At 67.3% G+C, this 17,942-nt stretch carries 16 protein-coding genes and 1 tRNA gene; 11 read left to right on the top strand and 6 right to left on the bottom strand.

Annotation, left to right across the window (positions count from 1 at the left end; translation table 11 throughout):
• The first annotated feature begins 111 nt into the window (after positions 1-111).
• Positions 112-1,011, top strand: coding sequence for a S49 family peptidase (locus tag C5B91_RS08255; protein WP_115819711.1), 900 nt, complete (start codon positions 112-114; stop codon positions 1,009-1,011).
• Positions 998-2,017, top strand: a complete 1,020-nt coding sequence (locus tag C5B91_RS08260; protein ID WP_049967451.1) for a hypothetical protein — start codon at positions 998-1,000, stop codon at positions 2,015-2,017. The genes C5B91_RS08255 and C5B91_RS08260 overlap by 14 nt, the downstream gene beginning before the upstream one ends.
• Before the next feature lie 178 nt (positions 2,018-2,195).
• Here C5B91_RS08260 and C5B91_RS08265 read toward each other — a convergent pair whose 3' ends face one another.
• Positions 2,196-4,097 carry an ABC transporter ATP-binding protein gene (locus C5B91_RS08265; RefSeq protein ID WP_115819814.1) on the bottom strand — a complete coding sequence of 634 codons (1,902 nt, stop codon included), beginning with the start codon at positions 4,095-4,097 and terminating at the stop codon, positions 2,196-2,198.
• Positions 4,098-4,260: 163 nt separating this feature from the next.
• On the opposite strand from C5B91_RS08265, the gene trmY reads away from it, so the two are divergent.
• The 4 genes from trmY to C5B91_RS08285 all read left to right on the top strand — a co-directional run bounded on the left by trmY (position 4,261) and on the right by C5B91_RS08285 (position 9,381).
• Positions 4,261-4,857 carry a tRNA (pseudouridine(54)-N(1))-methyltransferase TrmY gene (trmY, locus tag C5B91_RS08270; RefSeq protein ID WP_049967452.1) on the top strand — a complete coding sequence of 199 codons (597 nt, stop codon included), beginning with the start codon at positions 4,261-4,263 and terminating at the stop codon, positions 4,855-4,857.
• A gap of 84 nt (positions 4,858-4,941) precedes the next feature.
• Positions 4,942-5,014: transfer RNA gene (locus tag C5B91_RS08275), tRNA-Pro, on the top strand.
• Positions 5,015-5,722: 708 nt separating this feature from the next.
• The gene (locus C5B91_RS08280; protein ID WP_008096341.1) at positions 5,723-6,964 is read left to right on the top strand and encodes an ABC transporter substrate-binding protein; all 1,242 of its coding nucleotides are present in this window, start codon (positions 5,723-5,725) and stop codon (positions 6,962-6,964) included.
• Positions 6,965-7,056: 92 nt separating this feature from the next.
• Entirely contained in the window at positions 7,057-9,381 is a 2,325-nt protein-coding gene (locus C5B91_RS08285; protein ID WP_115819710.1) for a hypothetical protein, read from the top strand.
• A gap of 119 nt (positions 9,382-9,500) precedes the next feature.
• Here C5B91_RS08285 and C5B91_RS08290 read toward each other — a convergent pair whose 3' ends face one another.
• The gene (locus C5B91_RS08290) at positions 9,501-9,695 is read right to left on the bottom strand and encodes a cold-shock protein (RefSeq protein ID WP_004041873.1); all 195 of its coding nucleotides are present in this window, start codon (positions 9,693-9,695) and stop codon (positions 9,501-9,503) included.
• Between the two features lie 253 nt (positions 9,696-9,948).
• On the opposite strand from C5B91_RS08290, the gene C5B91_RS08295 reads away from it, so the two are divergent.
• Positions 9,949-10,566, top strand: coding sequence for a bifunctional 2-polyprenyl-6-hydroxyphenol methylase/3-demethylubiquinol 3-O-methyltransferase UbiG (locus C5B91_RS08295; protein WP_008096338.1), 618 nt, complete (start codon positions 9,949-9,951; stop codon positions 10,564-10,566).
• A 12-nt stretch (positions 10,567-10,578) separates the two neighbouring features.
• Here the strand turns inward: C5B91_RS08295 and C5B91_RS08300 are convergent, their stop codons facing one another.
• Positions 10,579-11,295 carry a hypothetical protein gene (locus C5B91_RS08300; RefSeq protein ID WP_115819709.1) on the bottom strand — a complete coding sequence of 239 codons (717 nt, stop codon included), beginning with the start codon at positions 11,293-11,295 and terminating at the stop codon, positions 10,579-10,581.
• Positions 11,296-11,414: 119 nt separating this feature from the next.
• Here C5B91_RS08300 and C5B91_RS08305 point away from each other — a divergent pair, with 119 nt between their 5' ends.
• The 4 genes from C5B91_RS08305 to C5B91_RS08320 all read left to right on the top strand — a co-directional run bounded on the left by C5B91_RS08305 (position 11,415) and on the right by C5B91_RS08320 (position 15,563).
• Positions 11,415-12,146 carry a hypothetical protein gene (locus tag C5B91_RS08305; RefSeq protein WP_004976222.1) on the top strand — a complete coding sequence of 244 codons (732 nt, stop codon included), beginning with the start codon at positions 11,415-11,417 and terminating at the stop codon, positions 12,144-12,146.
• Between the two features lie 45 nt (positions 12,147-12,191).
• A complete protein-coding gene (locus C5B91_RS08310) occupies positions 12,192-12,779 on the top strand; it encodes an NUDIX domain-containing protein (protein WP_115819708.1) in 588 nt (195 codons plus the stop codon).
• 90 nt (positions 12,780-12,869) lie between these two features.
• Positions 12,870-13,643, top strand: a complete 774-nt coding sequence (locus C5B91_RS08315) for a CPBP family intramembrane glutamic endopeptidase (RefSeq protein ID WP_008096322.1) — start codon at positions 12,870-12,872, stop codon at positions 13,641-13,643.
• Between the two features lie 48 nt (positions 13,644-13,691).
• Positions 13,692-15,563 (top strand): SLC13 family permease, encoded by a 1,872-nt coding sequence (locus C5B91_RS08320; protein ID WP_115819707.1) that lies wholly within the window; start codon positions 13,692-13,694, stop codon positions 15,561-15,563.
• 38 nt (positions 15,564-15,601) lie between these two features.
• Here the strand turns inward: C5B91_RS08320 and C5B91_RS08325 are convergent, their stop codons facing one another.
• From C5B91_RS08325 to C5B91_RS08335, 3 genes are all read right to left on the bottom strand, one after another.
• Positions 15,602-16,069: a cupin domain-containing protein gene (locus C5B91_RS08325; protein WP_004976215.1), complete on the bottom strand. Its 468-nt coding sequence runs from the start codon at positions 16,067-16,069 to the stop codon at positions 15,602-15,604.
• A gap of 71 nt (positions 16,070-16,140) precedes the next feature.
• Positions 16,141-17,661: a methyl-accepting chemotaxis protein gene (locus tag C5B91_RS08330; RefSeq protein WP_115819706.1), complete on the bottom strand. Its 1,521-nt coding sequence runs from the start codon at positions 17,659-17,661 to the stop codon at positions 16,141-16,143.
• Complete coding sequence (locus C5B91_RS08335; RefSeq protein WP_008096314.1) at positions 17,658-17,939, bottom strand: hypothetical protein; 282 nt, start codon at positions 17,937-17,939, stop codon at positions 17,658-17,660. The genes C5B91_RS08330 and C5B91_RS08335 overlap by 4 nt, the downstream gene beginning before the upstream one ends.
• Positions 17,940-17,942 lie beyond the last annotated feature (3 nt).

Below are 17,942 nucleotides of genomic sequence, written 5' to 3' on the forward strand. Positions count from 1 at the left end.
AGCCCGCCGTAGTCGGCTCATCTCGCCCCGCCGCCTCGCGTTCTTGTCTGAACAACTGTCTTTTACGATGACAAGTATTTTCACAGCCGCTCTAGAAGTCACGTCCGAAGTATGGTATCAAAACCCTCCTCCGCGGCGTCGGCGCGGACCGTCTCGGTCCTCGCCCTCGTCGCGGCCGTCCTGGTTGGAGCATTCCTCGCCCCCGTCGTCTACGACGCGGCCGCGCCCACCCCCGACAGGGTCGCGGTCATCTCGGTCGACGGGTACATCTCCTCCTACACAGCTGACCAGCTGGAAGAGGACCTCCACGAAGCGCGAGAGAACGAATCGATAAAGGCGGTCGTCCTGAAGGTCGACAGCCCCGGCGGCTCCGCGGCCGCCTCCGAGCGGATGTACTTGGCGGTCAATCGGACCGCCCAAGAGATGCCGGTCGTCTCGAGCGTCCAAGGAACGGGCGCATCGGGCGCGTACTACACGATGCTCCCCTCTGAGAGCATCTACGTGACGCCCTCCTCGATAATCGGGAGCGTCGGCGTCCGCGGGTCGGCCCCCATCGGCGGCTCGTCCAACGAGATTCGCACCGGCCCCGACAAGGCGTCGATGACCGTCGACCAGCGTGAAGCGCAGATTGAGACGCTGAAGCACGCCTTCGTCGGCAGCGTCATGGACCACCGCGGCGACGACCTCTCGCTGTCGCGCGAGGAGGTCGCCTACGCGAAGGTGTACACCGGCGCTCGCGCCACGCAGAACGGCTACGCCGACGACATCGGCACGCTGCAGACGGCCATCGACCGCGCCGCCGCCGAGGCCGGCCTCGAAAACTACGAGGTCGTCGAGAAGGAGCCACAGGCCCAGTCGGGCATCATCCTCCTCAGCTCGGACAGCGGCGACTCGACGGTCGTCATCGAAGAGAGTCCCGTCGGATACGACGGCGTTCGCGCGCCGCAGTTCCTGATGGTGTACGGGCAAGTGCAGTACGAAGATGAGGTGATCGGTAATGTCTCAGCGTAACTTACTCGGCGGGACGGTCGTCTTCGCGGTCGCGCTCGGCCTCATCTTGGTCGGAGCCGCGGTGGCACCCTACGCCTTCCAACTCGGCGGTAGCGCCCCGGCAGACACGGAAAACGCCGCGAAACAGGCGTTCGACGCGGACGAACTCGTCGCCACACCCGGCCCCGAATCGGGCGACGTGACGATGGACTCGAACGCGGAGCCGAAGACCGTCCTCATCGACGTGGCCCACGAGAACGGCGTGAGCGAGTCCGACATGCAACCGCTCGTCGACGCGCTCGTCGCCAACGGCCATCAGGTGAAGTACCTCACCCGCGAGGACGCCCAGCGGAACTTCAACGGCTCGCTCCGGAAGGCCGACGCCTTCGTCGTCGTCAACCCCGAACAGCCGTACACCGGCGACCAGCTCGCCGGCCTGCGGTCGTTCGAGGACGCCGGCGGCCGCGTCGCCCTCCTCGGGGATCCGCAGTCCGCGGGCACGACGAGCATCCTCGGTCTCATCACCGTCTCGGTGTCGTCCGGGACCACCGGCGGCGACGCCGGACTGACCTCCGACTACGGGGTCTCGTTCGGTTCCTCGTCGCTGTACAACATGCACGACTACTACCTCAACTACGAGAACGTCTACGCCACGCCCGAGGGCGAAACCGCCCTGACCGAGGGCGTCGACGAGGTCGTGTTCCGCGACGCCGCGCCGCTTTCGGTCTCGGCCGACAGCGTCTCGCCGGCGCTCGTCTCCGGCGGCGAGACCCACGTCGAGTCGATTCGCAAGACCGGCCCGTACACGGTCGCCGCCCAGAGCGAGACGGTCGTCGCCATCGGCGACGCCGACTTCCTCGCGCCCGAATCGGCCTACGAGGCCGACAACGAAGTGCTCGTCGGCAACCTCGCGGACTTCCTCGTCTCCGGCGACAAGGAATCCGGCGCGCCCGCCCCGGCCACGCCCGAATCCGGCGGCGAGGCCGGTTCGGCACCCGGACAGGGAACCGCCCCAACTCCGGCGTAACCAACCCGAACCGACACGTATCGACGCGACCGGCCCACCCGTCTCAGCCATCGCGGGCGGCCGGTTGCCCGACACCGACGACCAGCCATCACTCACGCGACCGAAGCCGGACTCCCGGCTTCGTTGCCCCGCCCCGTTTTCTTTCGTCTTCTTCGCCTAGCGTCGCTCGACGACTTCCTCAGGCGTCTTCGCCGCCGTCGGCGCTGACGTCGGCGGCGATGCGGTCCGTGTCGGCCTCGTCGGCCGCGCGGCTTCGCTCGACCAGTCGCGCGAGGATGTCCGCCGAGACGCCCGACACGTCGCCGGCTTGGACGCCCCAGAGCGTCGCGTAGAGGCCGCCGAGTTCGACGAGTTCGTCGTGGGTGCCCGACTCGACGACTTCGCCCTCGTCGAGGACGACGATGGTGTCGGCCCGGCGGACCGTCGAGAGCCGGTGGGCGATGACGAGCGTCGTCCGGCCCGCCGAGAGTCGGTCGAGGGCGCGCTGGATGAGCAGTTCCGTCTCGGTGTCGACGGCGCTCGTCGCCTCGTCGAGGACGAGCATTCGCGGGTCTTGGAGCATCGCGCGGGCGATGGAGAGCCGCTGGCGCTGGCCGCCCGAGAGCTTCACGCCGCGCTCGCCGATGCGGGTGTCGTAGCCCTCCGGGACCCGCGAGACGAACTCGTGGGCCTCGGCGGCTTTCGCGGCCGCGACCATCTCCGCCTCGGTCGCGTCGAACGTCCCGTACAGGAGGTTCTCCCTGACCGTCCCGTCGAAGAGGTACACGTCCTGACTCACGTAGCCGATGGCCTCGCGAAGGCTCCTGATTTCGACGTCGCGCACGTCGTGGCCGTCCACGCGGACCGCCCCGTCCGTGGGTTCGTAGAGCCTGAGGAGGAGCTTCGCGACGGTGGATTTCCCCGCGCCCGTGGGGCCGACGAGGGCGACGGTTTCGCCCGACTCGGCCGCAAACGAGACGTCGTGGAGCACGTCGCGGCCGGTCGCGTAGGCGAACGAGACCTCGTCGAACTCGATTCGACCGGCGACGGTGTCGAGGGATTCGGCGTCGGGCGCGTCGCGGACGACGGCCTCGCGGTCGGCCAGCCCGAAGATGCGCTCGCCCGAGGCGCGGGCGTTCTCGTAGGAGTTGACGATGCGGCCCGCGCCGGACAGCGGGTCGATGAACCGCTGGGTCATGAACAGGAACGTGACGAACTCGCCGACCAGCAGGTCTCCGGTGAAGGGGGCGGGCGGGCCGAAGATGAGCCAGACGCCGCCGATGGCGAACGTGGCGGCGAACGCGACGCCGGCGAGGAGTTCCATCGACGGCTGGTAGAGGTAGTCGAGCCTGACCACCGCGAGGGCGCGACGGTAGTAGTCCATGGAGGCGTCGGCGACGCGGTCGGTCTCGTAGTCCTCGGTCGCGGAGGCCTTGATGACCTCAATCCCCGAAACGTTGTTCTCGATGCGGGTGTTGAGCGCGCCGACGCTCTCGCGGAGCGCGCGGTACAGCGGCCGAATCGTCCGCATGAACCAGACGGTGAAGACGGCCAGAAGCGGGACGGCCACGAGCGTGACGACCGCGAGCTGGGCGTTCAAGTAGAACAGCACGCCCGCGATGCCGACGACGGCGACGACCAACTGGAGGCCGCCCGAGAGCGTGCTGTCGAGGAACGTCCGAAGATTTCGCACGTCGCCGTCGAGAATCGAGAGCACCTGCCCGGTCTGCTTGTCGTCGAAGAAGGCCATATCGAGGCGCTGGAGCGCGTCGTAGGTGTCCACGCGGACGGCGTGTTGGACGCGATTCGAGTAGACCGCGAGGCCGAGGCCCTGCACCCACGAGAGCGCGACCCCGCCGACGAACGCCCCGATGACGAGCCAGAAACTCAGCCAGAACTGCCCGGAGACGGTCGTCGGCAGCCACGACGGCGGGACCAGCGGGAGGGCGTACGCCGTGTTCCGGAAGAACACCGCGTCGATGGCGACCCCGAGGACGAGCGCCGGGACGATGGCGACGAGTCGCCCGAGGACGCTCGCCAGTAACCCGACGACGAACCACGCGAGGTTCTCGCGACCGTATTCGGCGAACAGGCGGACCATCGGGTCGCGCCCGGACTTGTGGCTCACTTACCTGCGGTAAGCGTCCGGCGGATATGACGTGCGCGGTCGGGGAGATTCGCGCCCACTGCTGGCGTCGCTCCGACCCGTCCGCTCGCCCGCCCGAGTGAACAGCGATAAGGTTCCCACGCGCCGAATCGGAGTCATGCGCCAATTCATCGTCATCGGCCACGACGCGCCGACGACGCCCGACTTCTCGCTCGACGACATCGCCGGCGGGGCCGGCCGACTCGACGTGCTCTGTCGCTGTGTCAACTCCGCGTTCTTCCTCTCGCACGACATCCGCGAGGACGTTCGGGTTCATCTCGTCCTCGGCGACGAGTACACCGTCCGCTTCGAAGGCTCGGAACTCCGTCGGCTCAACCCCGACGAGCGCTCCACCGCCGCTCTGATTCGCAAGGCGCTGGAGAAACGCGAGGAGGCAATCGGCCACATGCCCGCCGAGTCGTCGCCGGGGGTCTCCATCCGCCGGGTGGGTTTCGAGACGACGCTGGAGGAGGCCGCCCGCGACGCGACGGTGGTCGAACTCCACGAGGACGGCGACCCCGTGGTTCAGGTCGAACCCCCCGAGAACCCGCTTTTCGTCCTCTCGGACCACCACGACTTCACCGACGAGGAAGCCGAGTTGCTGGCGGCCGCCGCCGACGAGCGGGTCCGACTCGGTCCCGAGATTCTTCACGCCGACCACTCGATTACGGTCGCGCACAACTACCTCGACACCGCGGGCTATTCGCGGTACTGAGGCGGGGTCGACGGTGTGTCACGCCGTCTGACGGTGGCCCGCAATCACAACTGTTAAACGCGACGGTGGCTTGCCTCAAAATGCGGGCCGGTGGGGTAGCTTGGTATCCTTCGGCCTTCGGGTGGCCGTAACCTCAGTTCGAATCTGAGCCGGCCCATATTCTCCCCACCTTTCACGACCCACGAGCGACAGCGAGTGGTCTGAAAGGTGTGGGAGGTTTCACCCGGCGAAGATTCGAATCAGGGAACGAACGAAGTGAGTGACCGTGGTTCGAATCTGAGCCGTACTCGCGAACGAAGTGAGCGGGTGCTTGTGACGAGCGCCAGCGAGTCACAGCGGCCCATTTCTACCCCTTTCAACGCCAACGAGCACCGCGTAGCGTGTGCGAGTCCCCCCGAAACGGTTGTCTGGGCGCCTGAAGATTCGAACGCCCGAGCGACAGCGAGGGAAGTTCGAATCTGAGCCGCCACTCCGCACGTCCTCTCTTCCTAGATGAAACAGGAGGTTCTGTTAGGAGAATCACAGTCCCGCCCGCAATTCGCTCATCAATACGTCGAACGCGACACACCCCCGCCACCAAACCGAAAACCTTCAATAGTTTAGGCCAACCTAAAACAAATGAGGGCGAGCGGTACCGACGGCTCGGCCGCCGCCTCGTCGCCGACAGACCCAAGGTGAGCACGGAATCGGCCGAACGGCCGGAGGCAGTCCAATCGCACCAAGCGGCGACGCGAGGCCGGCGCCCGCAGTTTCCTGTCAGAGCCGACGCACGGCCGAGCCGGCGAGGCGCTGCTCGCGCTCGTGACGGCCCCGTTGTCGTCCGAGAACCGAAGCAATTATCTATTTTAGGCTGGCCTAAAAAACTATGGAGCGCGACGAGACGCCACGGAAGGGACTGACGCGGCGCGACTACGTGAAGTACGGCGGCGCGGCCGTCGGCGGCGGGCTGCTCGCCGGCTGTACCGGAGAGGGCGGTTCGGAGTCGACGACGGACGCCGAGACCGAATCGACGACCGAGACCGCGACCGAGACGGCAACGGAAACGGAGACCGAGACGCCCGAGGACAGTTCGTACTCGGTGACGATGTCGCCGGTCGGCACCGTCGAGTTCGACGAGCCGCCGCAGAGCATCTTCACGCGGCTGACCCACCACGCGGGGATGGCGTTCGCGCTCGGCCGCGGCGACGACGTGAACGCGGTCAACGGGCCGGCGTACTACGACACGACGTGGAAGCAGTTCACGGCGCGGCTCCCGGGCGTCGAGGTCGACTGGGCGGACCTGTATCCCTCGTGGGAGACGAGCAAGGAGAAGCTCTACGAACTCGACAGCGACGTGCATCTGGCCGACCCCGCGTGGGTCGTCCAGCTCGAACAGTGGGACATGGACGACATCGAGGAGGTCGACGACAACATCTCGCCGTGGTTCGGGAACTCGCTGAGCGGTCGTCACGCGTCGCCGACCGACGAGTGGACCGGCGACTACGAGTACTACACGCTGTGGGAGCAGTTCGAGAAGGTCGCGCAGGTGCTCAACGAAGAGGAGCGATACGAGGCGCTCGCGGCCGTTCACGACGACCTGCTCGCCACCATCGAGGCGGGTCTGCCGCCGGAAGACGAGCGGCCGAGCGTGGTGCTTCTCACCGCGGCCGACATCGAAAAGCAGATCTGGGCGTACACGGTCGGCAACCCCGGCTTTATGACCTCCCACATCCGGCCGCTCGCGCCCCGCGACGCGTTCGAAGGCGCTATCGAGTCCGGCTCGAACGTCGACTTCGAGGCGCTGTTGGAGGCCGACCCCGACGTCATCCTCTTCCTGAGCGGGATGCAGCCGAACGTCAGCATGAACGACCTCCGGGCGACGCTCGAAGACGACCCCGTCGCCGCGGAGATTTCGGCGGTCCAGAACGGCCGCGTCTACCCGCAGGGCGCGCGGTATCAGGGTCCGATTCTCAACCTCTTCCAACTGGAGATGAGCGCCAAGCAGTTCCATCCCGAGGAGTTCGGCGCGTGGCCGACCTCGGACGGCGGCCCATACCCCGAAATTCCCGAGGAAGAACAGCTGTTCGACCGCCAGCACGTCGCCGACATCATCAACGGCGAGTTCTGAGCGGTCAGCCACGCCACACCGACGGCCCCGCACCCGCCGCCACCGGACGACACAAGAGATTTGTTCCGTCCTCGACTCCACCACATAGACAGATGACGGACCGACCCGCGTTCGACCGACGGGCGTTCCTCGCCGCGCTCGGGAGCGCCGGTCTCGGGTCGCTCGCCGGGTGTTCGGCCCTCGGCGGCGACTCGACCGAGACCGCCAGCACCGCCGCCCCGACCGCCAGCGTCGACGCCGAGGTCGCCCGCGACCTCGCCGCGCGGTTCGCGCCGACGCTCTACTTCGACGCCGACGAGACGTGGTTCCCGACGGACCCGCGGTCGTACGCGAGCGACCGGGACGGCGAGACGGTCGTCGACGGCTTCGACGCCTTCGACGGCTACCACGCGACACAGGGGGAAACGGACGAGCGAGCGCCGGAGCCGACGGTGTTCTACAACGTGGTCCGATACGATGACTCGTCGCTGACGGCCGTGCAGTACTGGTTCTACTCGGTGTTCGACCAGTTCACGACGAACTTCCACTGGCACGACTGGGAGGTGCTGCACGTCTTCGTCGACACGGCGGACGACGAGCCGGTCCCCCAACTGTACGTCGCGAGTTCGCACTCGCGGTCGGTCCCGAACAACGAGTTCCTCGACCCGGACCCCGCGCGTCCGCCGCGGGTGCTCTCCGAACTCGGGTCGCACTCCAGCGCGCTGTCGCTCAACGACCGCGCCGACCGGTTCCAGCGGCTCCCGGCGGGCGGGACGTTCGCGGACATCACGAACCGGGCGTTCGACCGCATCGAGGACGCCGCGGAGATACCTATCGCCTACGGCCTCCCGCGGGATGAGGGCGCGCGCCTCCCCTACGTCGTTCCGGAACTCGACGGCGCGCCGGTGTACGAAGACGAGCGACTCCCGTCGGTCACCCGCGACTCTCTCGTCAGCGAGGCGCTCACGGTGCGGTCGTTCGACGCGCTGTCGTCGCCGCCGACGGACCTCCCGGCGCGGTCGACGGGACTGGTGTTCGGGCCCGAGACGGCAGACGACGACCGCGACGCGGACACGGACGCCGACGCGGACACGGACGCCGACATCGAGTACGCGCTCGTCCCGGCGGGCGAGGTCGAGCACATCACCGAGTTCACCGGGCCGCAACTGAGCTTCGAGTTCGCGGTCCCCGGCTTCGTCGAGGACGCGATTGCGAGCCACCTCACGACGACGAGCACGCCGTGGAGCCAGCCGCGCTACGCCGACCCCGCGGCGGACATCACCGACCCGACCCACCGGAGCGCCCTCGCCGAGCGGTACGACGTCGTCGACGAGCCCTCGGCGCTCAACACGCTTTTCGTCCGGGTGACGGAGGCCGTCACCGACGCAGACGCGCCGGACGGCGAGGGCGTGACGACCCGCGAATCGGGCGTCGAGTCCGTCCTTCTCTTGGAGAGCGACCCGGAGGCTGCGCCGACGTTCGGCGGTCTCGGCGTCCTCCGGGATGTCCCCGCGGGCGAGCATCGGCTCACGGTGAACGGCGCAGGCTCGGCACCCCACAGCGAGACGGTCCGGGTCGGCGACGCGGGGTCCGGGTCGGAGTCCGCGTCGGAGACGGACTCGTCGTCCGGCGACGCCGAGACGCTCACCACGGCCGGCGTGGACGGCGAAATCCCGCTCGTCGCGCGGGAGTCCGCGACGAAGGTCGAGGTGGACGCCGACGGGACGGACCGCGACCTGACGGCGCTCGCGCTCGAAGACGACTTCGCCGGGCGACTGTACGACGCGCCGCTGTCCGGGCCGGACGCCGTCTACGTCCACCGCGGCGGCGCGTACACCGTCGAAGTCCGCGACAGCGACGACGAAATCGGCGCGTTCCGCGTGAACCCCGACCCGAGCGCGAGCGCCGCGGGCGACGACTCCGAGTCTGACTCCGGGTCCGCGCCGGCGTCGATTCCGAGCGTCCGAATCGACGAGCCGCGAACGGGGAAGGCGTCGCTCGCGACCTTCCTCGCCGACATCGCCGCCGAGACGGCCGCGGCGGTCGCGGCGGTCGACGAGAGAGACGGCGGCGACAACGACAACTCGGACGACTCGGACGACTCGGGTACTTCGGGCGACTCGTCGAGCACGGCCACCTCGAACGGCGCGACCCAAACGGCGACGAGCGACGGACAGGCGAACGCGGTCCGCGGGCTGGCGCAGGCGCTCGAATCGGTCGCCGAGGCCGCGAACCGGGCCGCAGAACGCGCCGAAGCCGGCGAGCGCGGCCGGGCGGACGAGAGCCTCGACACCGTCGCGTCGCGGCTCGAACGCGTGGCTGAGCGGTTAGCCGAGGCGCGCGGGGAGCTTCCGGGGTCGCTCTCTCGGGCGACCGACCGGCGACTCGAACAGGCGCGCCGTCGCTCGGAGCAGGCCCGTGCGGCCGACACGCTCTGAGTCAGTCGTTCGTGTCGTAGCTCGCGTGGACGACCGGCCGCGAACGCGTCGCTCGCCGGTCGAATATACGCAAAATGTGAGTTATCGTTCTGCCGCGAAACGCGGCGTACTAAATTAGTTTAAAGGCGCGTGAGGTTCGTCGCGCGCGGGCCCTTGGGGGCCTGCTCGATGTCGAACTCAACATCCGTGCCTTCTTCGAGGTCCGGGCCGCCGATGTCTTCCATGTGGAAGAACACGTCGTCGTCAGCATCGTCCGTCGAAATGAAACCGTAGCCGCCAGTGTCGTTGAAGAAATCAACGTTTCCTTTCGCCATTGCTTTTGAACACACACGCCCTTTACGGATAAGACTTGTGAGGGTCGTGTTGTCACGGGGGTTATTTTATTGAATATGTTTCTGAATCATCGGTATTTGTAGACGAATGTTCTGGTGTGTCGGTTCTACCCGCGCTCGCCTAGTGGTTCGGCGGTGATTCCTCGACAATCTGTGGTATCGGCAGTTCTCCCCGTCGGCCCCGGTCGGTCGCGGCCGACGAGGCTTTACGCGTGGCCGGACGGTCTCCGACACCGTGGATGCTAACGACGTTCGTCGGAAGTGGGCGAATCGGTCGGGAGAGTTCTCGCCGGAGTACTACGCGTACTACGGACCGAACGAGACGAGCGAGTCGATTCGGCGCGTCTTCGAGGAGCGTCTCGACCCCTCGGCGTCGATTCTCGAACTCGGTTGCGGTCCCGGTCGGCACCTCTCGCACCTCCGCGAACACGGCTTCGAGAACCTCCACGGCGTCGACATCAACCCCGACTGCTTCGAGGTGATGGCCGACGCCTATCCCGACCTCGCCGACTGCGGGACGTTCCACGCCGCCGCCATCGAGGAGGTCGCCGAGGAGTTCTCCCCGGGCCAGTTCGACGCCGTCTACTCCATCGAGACGCTCCAGCACATCCACCCCGACGACGCGTGGGTGTTCGAGGCGCTCGCCCGGAGCGCGAGCGACTACTTCGTCACCGTCGAAAACGAGGGCGACCAGTCGGTCCCGCCCGAGGACCGCGGCGTCAACGACGACGAGTACGACTTCCCTCTCTACTACCGCGATTGGGAGGCCGTGTTCGCGCCGTTCGACTTCGAACAGGTCGCCTGCGAGCGCGGCGACCGCGACACCCTCCGCGTGTTCCGCCGGACCGACTGACCTCGTTTCGGCTCAGAACCCGCCGTAGCGGAGGTACACCATGTCGGCGATGAGGACGAGTTGGAACAGCCCCTGCACGCCGCCGAGCATGGCGTTCTGTTTTCCGATGGCCGAGATGACGCCGGGGTCCGGGTCCTCGGAGGTCATCTCGAAGTACATCCGTATCTCGCCGGGCATCAAGAAGCCGAAGCCCTGCACCGAGAGGAGAGTGACGATGACGAGCGCGACGACGATGGCCGGGGTCGTCATCTGGAAGTCGCCGACGGTGGTCGCGACCCACGCGAGCGACCCGATGGTGGCGACGGCGAAGACGACCTGCCAGCGTCGGTCGCGCCACGCGTTCAGCCGGCGTCCGAGCAGGAGGAGAACCGGAATCAGGTTCGCGGCGGTGAACAGCGCGAGCCACGGCTCGGCGTGGGGAAACACACCGAGTCGCTGGGCGAGCGTGATGCCGCCCGCGATGGTGACGAGCGCCATCGACGGGAGGAAAAACGAGGTCTTCGGCGTGAGGCGCTCGAACACCGCGGCGCTCTGTTCGTCGGTCAACCCGCCGATGACCGGCCCGAGAATCGCCCCCATGAACAGGTCGGTCCCGGTCCAGAGCAGTCCCGCCATGACGTGGACGTACGTGTGTTGCTGGAGCGACCCGAGCGTGACCGCGTACGCGAGTGCGACTACCGACACGGCGACGATGCCGCCCGCGAACGCCGGGTTCGCCCGTTGTGCCATGCCCCCGATTGTCCCACCAATCGTTGCCCTGTGTTGGCTCATCACGTTCGAGACGTGTACTATCGGTGATAAAACCGGCGACGAACGAACTTATCCCCTCCAACCCCCACCCTCCGACAATGACTGACGCCCTCTCGTTCGATATCACGAGCGTCGACGACGTCGCGGCCAACCGCGACGAGGTCGTCGCCGCGGTCGAAGCCCACGCGGGACCCATCGCGCGCGAACTCGCCATCCTCCAGGGCGGCGACTACGGCCAGGAGACGTTCAAGACGCGCCGCGGGACGTGGACGCTCAAGTACGAGGCGGGCGCGCTGCAGTACCTCCGGTTCAAGGGGAAGTCGGGCGGCGAGACGTACGTCGTCTCGACCAAACAGCCCCCGGAGCCGAAGGCGCTCGGAACGGCGATGCAGGACTACCCGGCGTTCGTTGAGGCGTACAACGAGCACGTCGAGTCGCTCGACGGCGTCCTCGACGACGTACCGACGGAGTTCCCCGCGGTCACGACGACCGAGGAAATCGTCGCCCAGCGGGACCAACTCGTCTCGACCATCCGCGAGGTGGCCGACACCATGGCGGGCGAACTCAACCGCTTCGACGGCGAGTACGGCACCTTCACCCAGCGGGTCGGCGGCACGCGCTGGGAGCTGAAGTGGGACGGCCCGCGGGCGTCGTACCTCCGCGTCGGCGGCGAGGGCGGCATCTACCTGCTGTCGCAGTACGAACCCCCCGCCGCGCCCGACGTGCGCGAACTCGCCGGCGACTTCGTCGCGTTCGTGGAGGCGTACAACGAGTACGTCGACGACCTCGAAGCCGACCTCGCGACCGTCTCGTTCGACGACGCTGGGTAGCGGGGCACCGCGACGCTTTTGGAATCACCGCCGGCACGTGATGTCATGAGCGACGACTCCGAGACGGGTGACGACAGTCTCGCCGCCCCCGCCGACGACCTCGCGTGGGAGACCACCGACACGCGCATCGACTACTCGTGTCCCGGCTTCGACATCCGCATGGACGACGTTCGGCTCCCCGACGGGACCGAGACGGACTTCCACTACGTCGACGAGCCGGCGGCGGTCGTCGTCCTGCCGTTCACGCCCGACGGCGACGTGGTCGTCATCGACGAGTGGCGACAGGCCGTCGGCCGGACGAACCGCGGACTCCCCGCCGGCGGCACGGAACCGGACGACGACGACTACGCCGCGGCCGCCCGGCGCGAACTCGCGGAAGAGACCGGCCACGAGGCCGAGGCGGTCGAACCGCTCGTGACCGTCGAGCCGGCCAACGGTATCGCCAACTCGGTCCACCACTACTTCGTCGCGCGCGGGTGCGAGCCGAGCGCCGACCAGAACCTCGACTTCAACGAGAGTATCCGCCCGACGACGGTCGGCTACGACGACCTCGAGCGGGCCGTCCTCGCGGGCGAGGTCCGCGACGCGCGGACGGTTCTCGGCGTGCTCTACTACGAACTCGCCGGCGAGTAGCCCGGTCGGTTCCGCGCACCCCGCGTTCGCGTCTCGAACCCCCTTCCGAGGCGAGAAGGATTTTGACGCCGGCGCCCCAAGGGGTCGATTGTGGCTACTACGACGCGCCTCCCTGACCCCGTTCGGTCCTTCCTCGCGGCCATCGCCCTCGGCGGCGGCGGTCTCGCGGTGGGGACCATACTCGTTGTCATCACGCAGTTCGCGGCGTTGAGCGCGGGCATCGAACTGACACCGCTCGCGCTCGTCGTCATGTCGCTGGTTCTCCTGCAGGGCATCGCCTTCGGCGGCGTCGCCGTCGCCTACAGTCGGTACCGCGGTCTCGGACGCTCGTACTTCGGCGTCTCCGTCCCGTCGCTCCGCGACATCGTCGCGGTCGTCCTCGGCTACGTGACGGCGCTCGTCGCGGCGTTCGTCGGCGCGTTCCTCGTCTCGACGTTCGGCGTCCAAGCGGGGTCGAACCAAGTGACCGAAATCGCCGCGCAGGACCCGGAAGTGCTGTTGCTCCTCGTCCCGGCGTCGTTCCTCCTCATCGGCCCCGGCGAGGAACTGCTGTTCCGCGGGGTCGTCCAGAACCGCATCCGAGAGTCGTTCGGCCCGGTTCCGGGCATCGCCCTCGCCAGCGCCATCTTCGCGGCGATTCACTACGTCGCGCTCACCGGCGGCGCGGGCGGTCGACTCGTCACCATCGGCATCCTGTTCTTCCCGAGCGTCGTCTTCGGTACGGCGTACGAGCTGACCGACAACATCGCCGTGCCGGCGCTCATCCACGGCGCGTACAACGCGACGCTGTTCTCGCTGGCGTACCTCGTGTTCAAGTTCGCCGAGATGAACCCCGGCGAGGTTCCGACCGGACTGCTGTTCTGAGCGGCCGGCGATACCAGCCTTTTTCCTTCGCTGTCTCCTCGAACAGACGTGTTCTTCTCCACACTCGTGTCGGCCGTCCAGGGGCTCGTTCCGGCGGCCGTCACGGTGGACATGCTCGTCGTCTTCGCGCTCATCCTCCTCTCTCTCGTCTTGTTCGCCACCGAGTGGCTCCCCATCGACGTGACCGCCATCATCGTGATGGTCCTCCTGATGGTGTTGGAGCCGTGGACGCAAATCACCCCGCAGGAGGGGCTCTCGGGATTCGCCAGCCCTGCGACTATCACCGTGTTGGCGATGCTCATCTTGAGCACTGGCGTCAACCGAACCGGTATCGTCCAACTCATCGGCCGGAAGATGGCCGAGTACGCCGGCAACAGCCAAACGAAGCAACTCGCCGCGACGATTGGCGTCACCGGCCCGGTGTCGGGATTCATCAACAACACGCCGGTCGTGGCCATCCTCGTCCCGGTCGTCGCAGACCTCGCGCACAAGGGCAAGACCTCCCCGTCGAAGCTCCTCATGCCGCTTTCGTTCGCCTCGATGCTCGGCGGCACCCTGACGGTCATCGGGACTTCGACGAACATCCTCGCCAGCGACATCGCAGCCCAACTCGGACGGGAGTCGCCCGGTCTCGGGCTCCACGCCTTCGGCATGTTCGAGTTCACCAAGCTCGGCGTCATCGTCTTCGTGGTCGGCGCGGTCTACCTCATGACGGTCGGCGTCCGCCTGCTCCCGAAGCGGGTGCCCGCCGAGGACGACCTCCTCGAGGAGTACGCGCTCCAGGAGTACCTCGCCGACGTGGTCGTCCCCGCGGACTCGTCGCTCATCGGTCAGACCGTTCAGGAGGCCCTCGGGAACGACGACCTCGACATCGACGTGTTACAGCTCATCCGCTACGGCGAGCAGTTCTTGGAGCCGCTGGCCCGCAAGGAGATTCACGAGAACGACACGCTCCGACTCCGCACGAACCGGGAGACGCTCGAACGAATCATGCGCTCGGAAGGGCTCACGTTCGTCGGCGGGCCCCGCTCGGAGAGCGAGCTCCACCCGGGCGAAGAAGAGCCGGTCATGGTCGAAGTCGTCATCCCGTCGGGTTCGTTTCTCGTCGGCGAGAGCCTCGCCAGTTCGACGTTTCGACAGCGCTACGACGCGAACGTCCTCGCCTTCCGAACCCGCGGGAAGGTCGTCCGCGACCGGTTCGAGGACATCGACATCCGCGTCGGCGACACGCTGCTCGTGCAGGCACCGCCCGACAGCCTCACGCGACTCGTCCAAAACGAGGACTTCATCGTCGCCCACGAGTTCGAGGACACCGACTACCGAACCGAAAAGACGCCGTTCGCCGTCGCCATCATCGCCGGCGTCGTCGCGCTCCCGGCGTTCAACGTCCTCCCAATCGTCGTATCGGCGCTCGGCGGCGTCGTCGCGATGATTCTCACCGGCGTGCTCAAACCGAACGAACTGTACAAGTCGGTCGAGTGGAACGTCATCTTCCTGCTCGCGGGCGTCATCCCGCTCGGTGTCGCGCTCCAACAGACGGGTGCCGCGGCGCTCCTCGGTGACGCCGTCGCCTCGACGGCGACGTTCCTCCCCGCACTCGGCGTCCTGTGGGTGTTCTACCTCGCGACCGGGTTGCTCACGAGCGTCATCTCGAACAACGCGAGCGTCGTGCTCATGATTCCCGTCGCCGCCAGCGCCGCCCAATCAATCGGGGCCAACGCGTTCGCGTTCGTCCTCGCCGTGACGTTCGCGGCCTCGACGGCCTTCATGACGCCGGTCGGCTACCAGACGAACCTGTTCGTTTACGGCCCCGGCGGCTACACGTTCTCGGACTTCCTCCGCGTCGGCGCGCCGCTGCAGTTGCTCCTGTCGGTCGTCACCGTGGCCGGCATCGCCTTCTTCTGGGGCGTCGGCGCGTAGGCGCGTCGCCCCCGCCGTGCGAGTCGGCCACCGCCGACTCAGTCGTCGCCGTCGAACTCGTGGTCGTAGAACGCCGAGACCGTTCGGTCCGCCGAGCGACCCGGCGGCGCGCCGACGTAGACGCCGACTTTGTCGATGGACGGATGTATCGTCACGTCGGGGTCGCGCATGGTCGACATCGCCAGATACCGGAGCGGTTCGTCGCCGTCGTTGACGACGCAGTGCGCCCCTGACTCGTCGGTCGGGCAGGGTACGTAGTCGCCCTCGCAGAGGGCGTGGACCTCGCCGCCGAGGCGAACCTGCCCGCGCCCGGAGAGGACGTACAGCGCCTCCTCGTTCGCGGCGTGGTAGTGGTACGACCACGGCTGTGCGCCGGGCGGGAGTTCGTAGAGGCTACAGCCGAGGTGGTCGCTTCCGGCGGCCGCGCCCAGCCGCTTCTGTTTGAACGTGCCTTCGACGCCGTCGCGGACCCTCCAGTCGAGGTCGGACTCGTTGACCGGTTCCATATCGGGCGTTCGGCGAGTCGGCGGAAAAACGTTCGTCGGGGTCGCTCGCCGGCGCGGTCGCCGGGCGTCGGTCAGTTCGGACGGTCGTCGCCGCGCCCGTCGGCCCGCATCGCTCGGTTGGGGGTCGAGGCCGCGGACGTCGCCGTCTCGCGGCCCGGTGCGCCGCCCGCCGCGCGTCCGGAGTCGAACTGCGAGACGAGCGACTTGAGCTGTTGTGCGCGCTCCGAGAGCGACGAGGACGACGCCGCAATCTGCTGGGTCGCGGCCGTCTGTTCTTCGGCCGCGGCGGAGACGTTCTGGGCCTCGGAGGCCGTCCGGTCGCTGAGGTTCGTTATCTCGTCCATCATCGTGACGACCTCCTGGGTCGACTGCGCCTGCTCGTCGGTGGCGCTGCTGATGGACTGGATGGAGTCGTTGCTGTCTTCGATTTTGTGGACGATTTCCTCGAGCACCTCGACCGTCTCACCGACGGTCTCGCGGCTCGCTTCGACCTCGTCTTGCGTCTCGAAGGTGTCTTCGGCGACGTTCTCGGTCGATTTCTCGATGTCGCGGATGAGCGAATCGACCTCCTGGGTCGCCTCGGCGGTCTCCTCCGCGAGCGTCTTCACCTCGCTGGCGACGACGGCGAACCCCTCGCCGGCGTCGCCCGCGCCCGCCGCCTCGATGGAGGCGTTGAGCGCGAGGATGCTCGTCTTCTCCGCGATGTCGTCGATGAGGTCGACGACTTCGCTGATCTGCGTGACCGACTGCTGGAGGTCCTCGACCTCGCTGACGGTCTCGGTCGACCGCGACTCCAGTTGCTCCATCTTCTCGATGGTCGAACTGGCGGCCTCCTGGCTCTCTTTAGCGCGCCCGACGGTCTGTTGGGACTGCCGCGCGATTTCCTCGGAGGAGGAGGCGATTTCCTCGATGGTCGCAGAGAGGTTGCTCAGTTCGGACTCCGCGGCGTTGAGGTTCCGGTGCTGCGTCTCGTTGCCCGCCGAAATCTCCTCGATACTGTTCGCCACGTCCGTGCTCGTCGTCTTCACGGCGTCTGCGCTCGCGGTGACTTCGGAGCTCTCGTCGTCGACCTGCTCGGCGAACGTCTGTATCTGGACGATGACAGAGTCGATGGCCTCCAGCATTTCGTTGAACCCGCGGCCGATGCGACGCATCGCGTCGTTCTGGCTCTCGGCGTCGACGCGGACGGTGAGGTCGCCGTCGGCGGCCGTCTGCATCGCGTCACCGTAGTTCTCTGCCTGCCGTTCGAGGTCCGTCGTGAGCGCGTCGAGTTCGCGCCGCCGTTCTTCGGCGCTGTCGACGAGCTCCTTCATGTCCGCGACGATGGCGAGCGTCGCCGTGCCGCCGATGGCGAAGACGGCGACCGTGGCGGTCATGAGCGGCGAACTCGCGAGGTCGAACACCTCGGGATAGATGCCGACCTTTTCCAGCGTGAGGCTGGCCATCCACAGAATCGCCAGCACGGAAGCGAACGCGTACGTCAGCCAGAACGACGCTTCCGCGTCGGTGTCGCGGTAGTTGAGCCACGCCAGTACCGCCGCGCCGATGAACCCGAGGGTTCCGATAGCGTCGAAGAACGCGTCGATTATCACGAGCCCTCACCGCCTTTGATGACGTTTTTCCGGCGGATGTACGCGGCCGCGAAGAACGTCACGCCCGCGAGACCGATGCCGACCGCGTGCTCGACGAAGTTGAGCACCGACCCGAGGAAGAGCGCCTCGACGTTCGTGGCCACGATGCCGATTACGAGCATGACGTACCCCGCGGCGAACAGCTTCGTCTCGTCTCTGTACTGCGTGATAACCGGTATCAGCCCGACGAGCGCGACGGCGAGCGCGGTTACTTCGAGTGGCGATAGGTTGGCTAACATCTG

The organism is Haloferax sp. Atlit-10N, from assembly GCF_003586325.1.
GTDB lineage: Archaea > Halobacteriota > Halobacteria > Halobacteriales > Haloferacaceae > Haloferax > Haloferax prahovense.

Excerpts from the sequence above, each read along its gene's own strand:
- C5B91_RS08290 (WP_004041873.1), bottom strand. The coding sequence starts at position 9,695 with ATGGCGAAAGGAAACGTTGATTTCTTCAACGACACTGGCGGCTACGGT.
- C5B91_RS08325 (WP_004976215.1), bottom strand. The coding sequence starts at position 16,069 with ATGGAACCGGTCAACGAGTCCGACCTCGACTGGAGGGTCCGCGACGGC.
- C5B91_RS08305 (WP_004976222.1), top strand. The coding sequence starts at position 11,415 with ATGACTGACGCCCTCTCGTTCGATATCACGAGCGTCGACGACGTCGCG.
- C5B91_RS08260 (WP_049967451.1), top strand. The coding sequence starts at position 998 with ATGTCTCAGCGTAACTTACTCGGCGGGACGGTCGTCTTCGCGGTCGCG.
- C5B91_RS08280 (WP_008096341.1), top strand. The coding sequence starts at position 5,723 with ATGGAGCGCGACGAGACGCCACGGAAGGGACTGACGCGGCGCGACTAC.
- C5B91_RS08310 (WP_115819708.1), top strand. The coding sequence starts at position 12,192 with ATGAGCGACGACTCCGAGACGGGTGACGACAGTCTCGCCGCCCCCGCC.
- C5B91_RS08255 (WP_115819711.1), top strand. The coding sequence starts at position 112 with ATGGTATCAAAACCCTCCTCCGCGGCGTCGGCGCGGACCGTCTCGGTC.
- trmY (WP_049967452.1), top strand. The coding sequence starts at position 4,261 with ATGCGCCAATTCATCGTCATCGGCCACGACGCGCCGACGACGCCCGAC.
- C5B91_RS08285 (WP_115819710.1), top strand. The coding sequence starts at position 7,057 with ATGACGGACCGACCCGCGTTCGACCGACGGGCGTTCCTCGCCGCGCTC.
- C5B91_RS08265 (WP_115819814.1), bottom strand. The coding sequence starts at position 4,097 with ATGGTCCGCCTGTTCGCCGAATACGGTCGCGAGAACCTCGCGTGGTTC.
- C5B91_RS08335 (WP_008096314.1), bottom strand. The coding sequence starts at position 17,939 with ATGTTAGCCAACCTATCGCCACTCGAAGTAACCGCGCTCGCCGTCGCG.
- C5B91_RS08300 (WP_115819709.1), bottom strand. The coding sequence starts at position 11,295 with ATGGCACAACGGGCGAACCCGGCGTTCGCGGGCGGCATCGTCGCCGTG.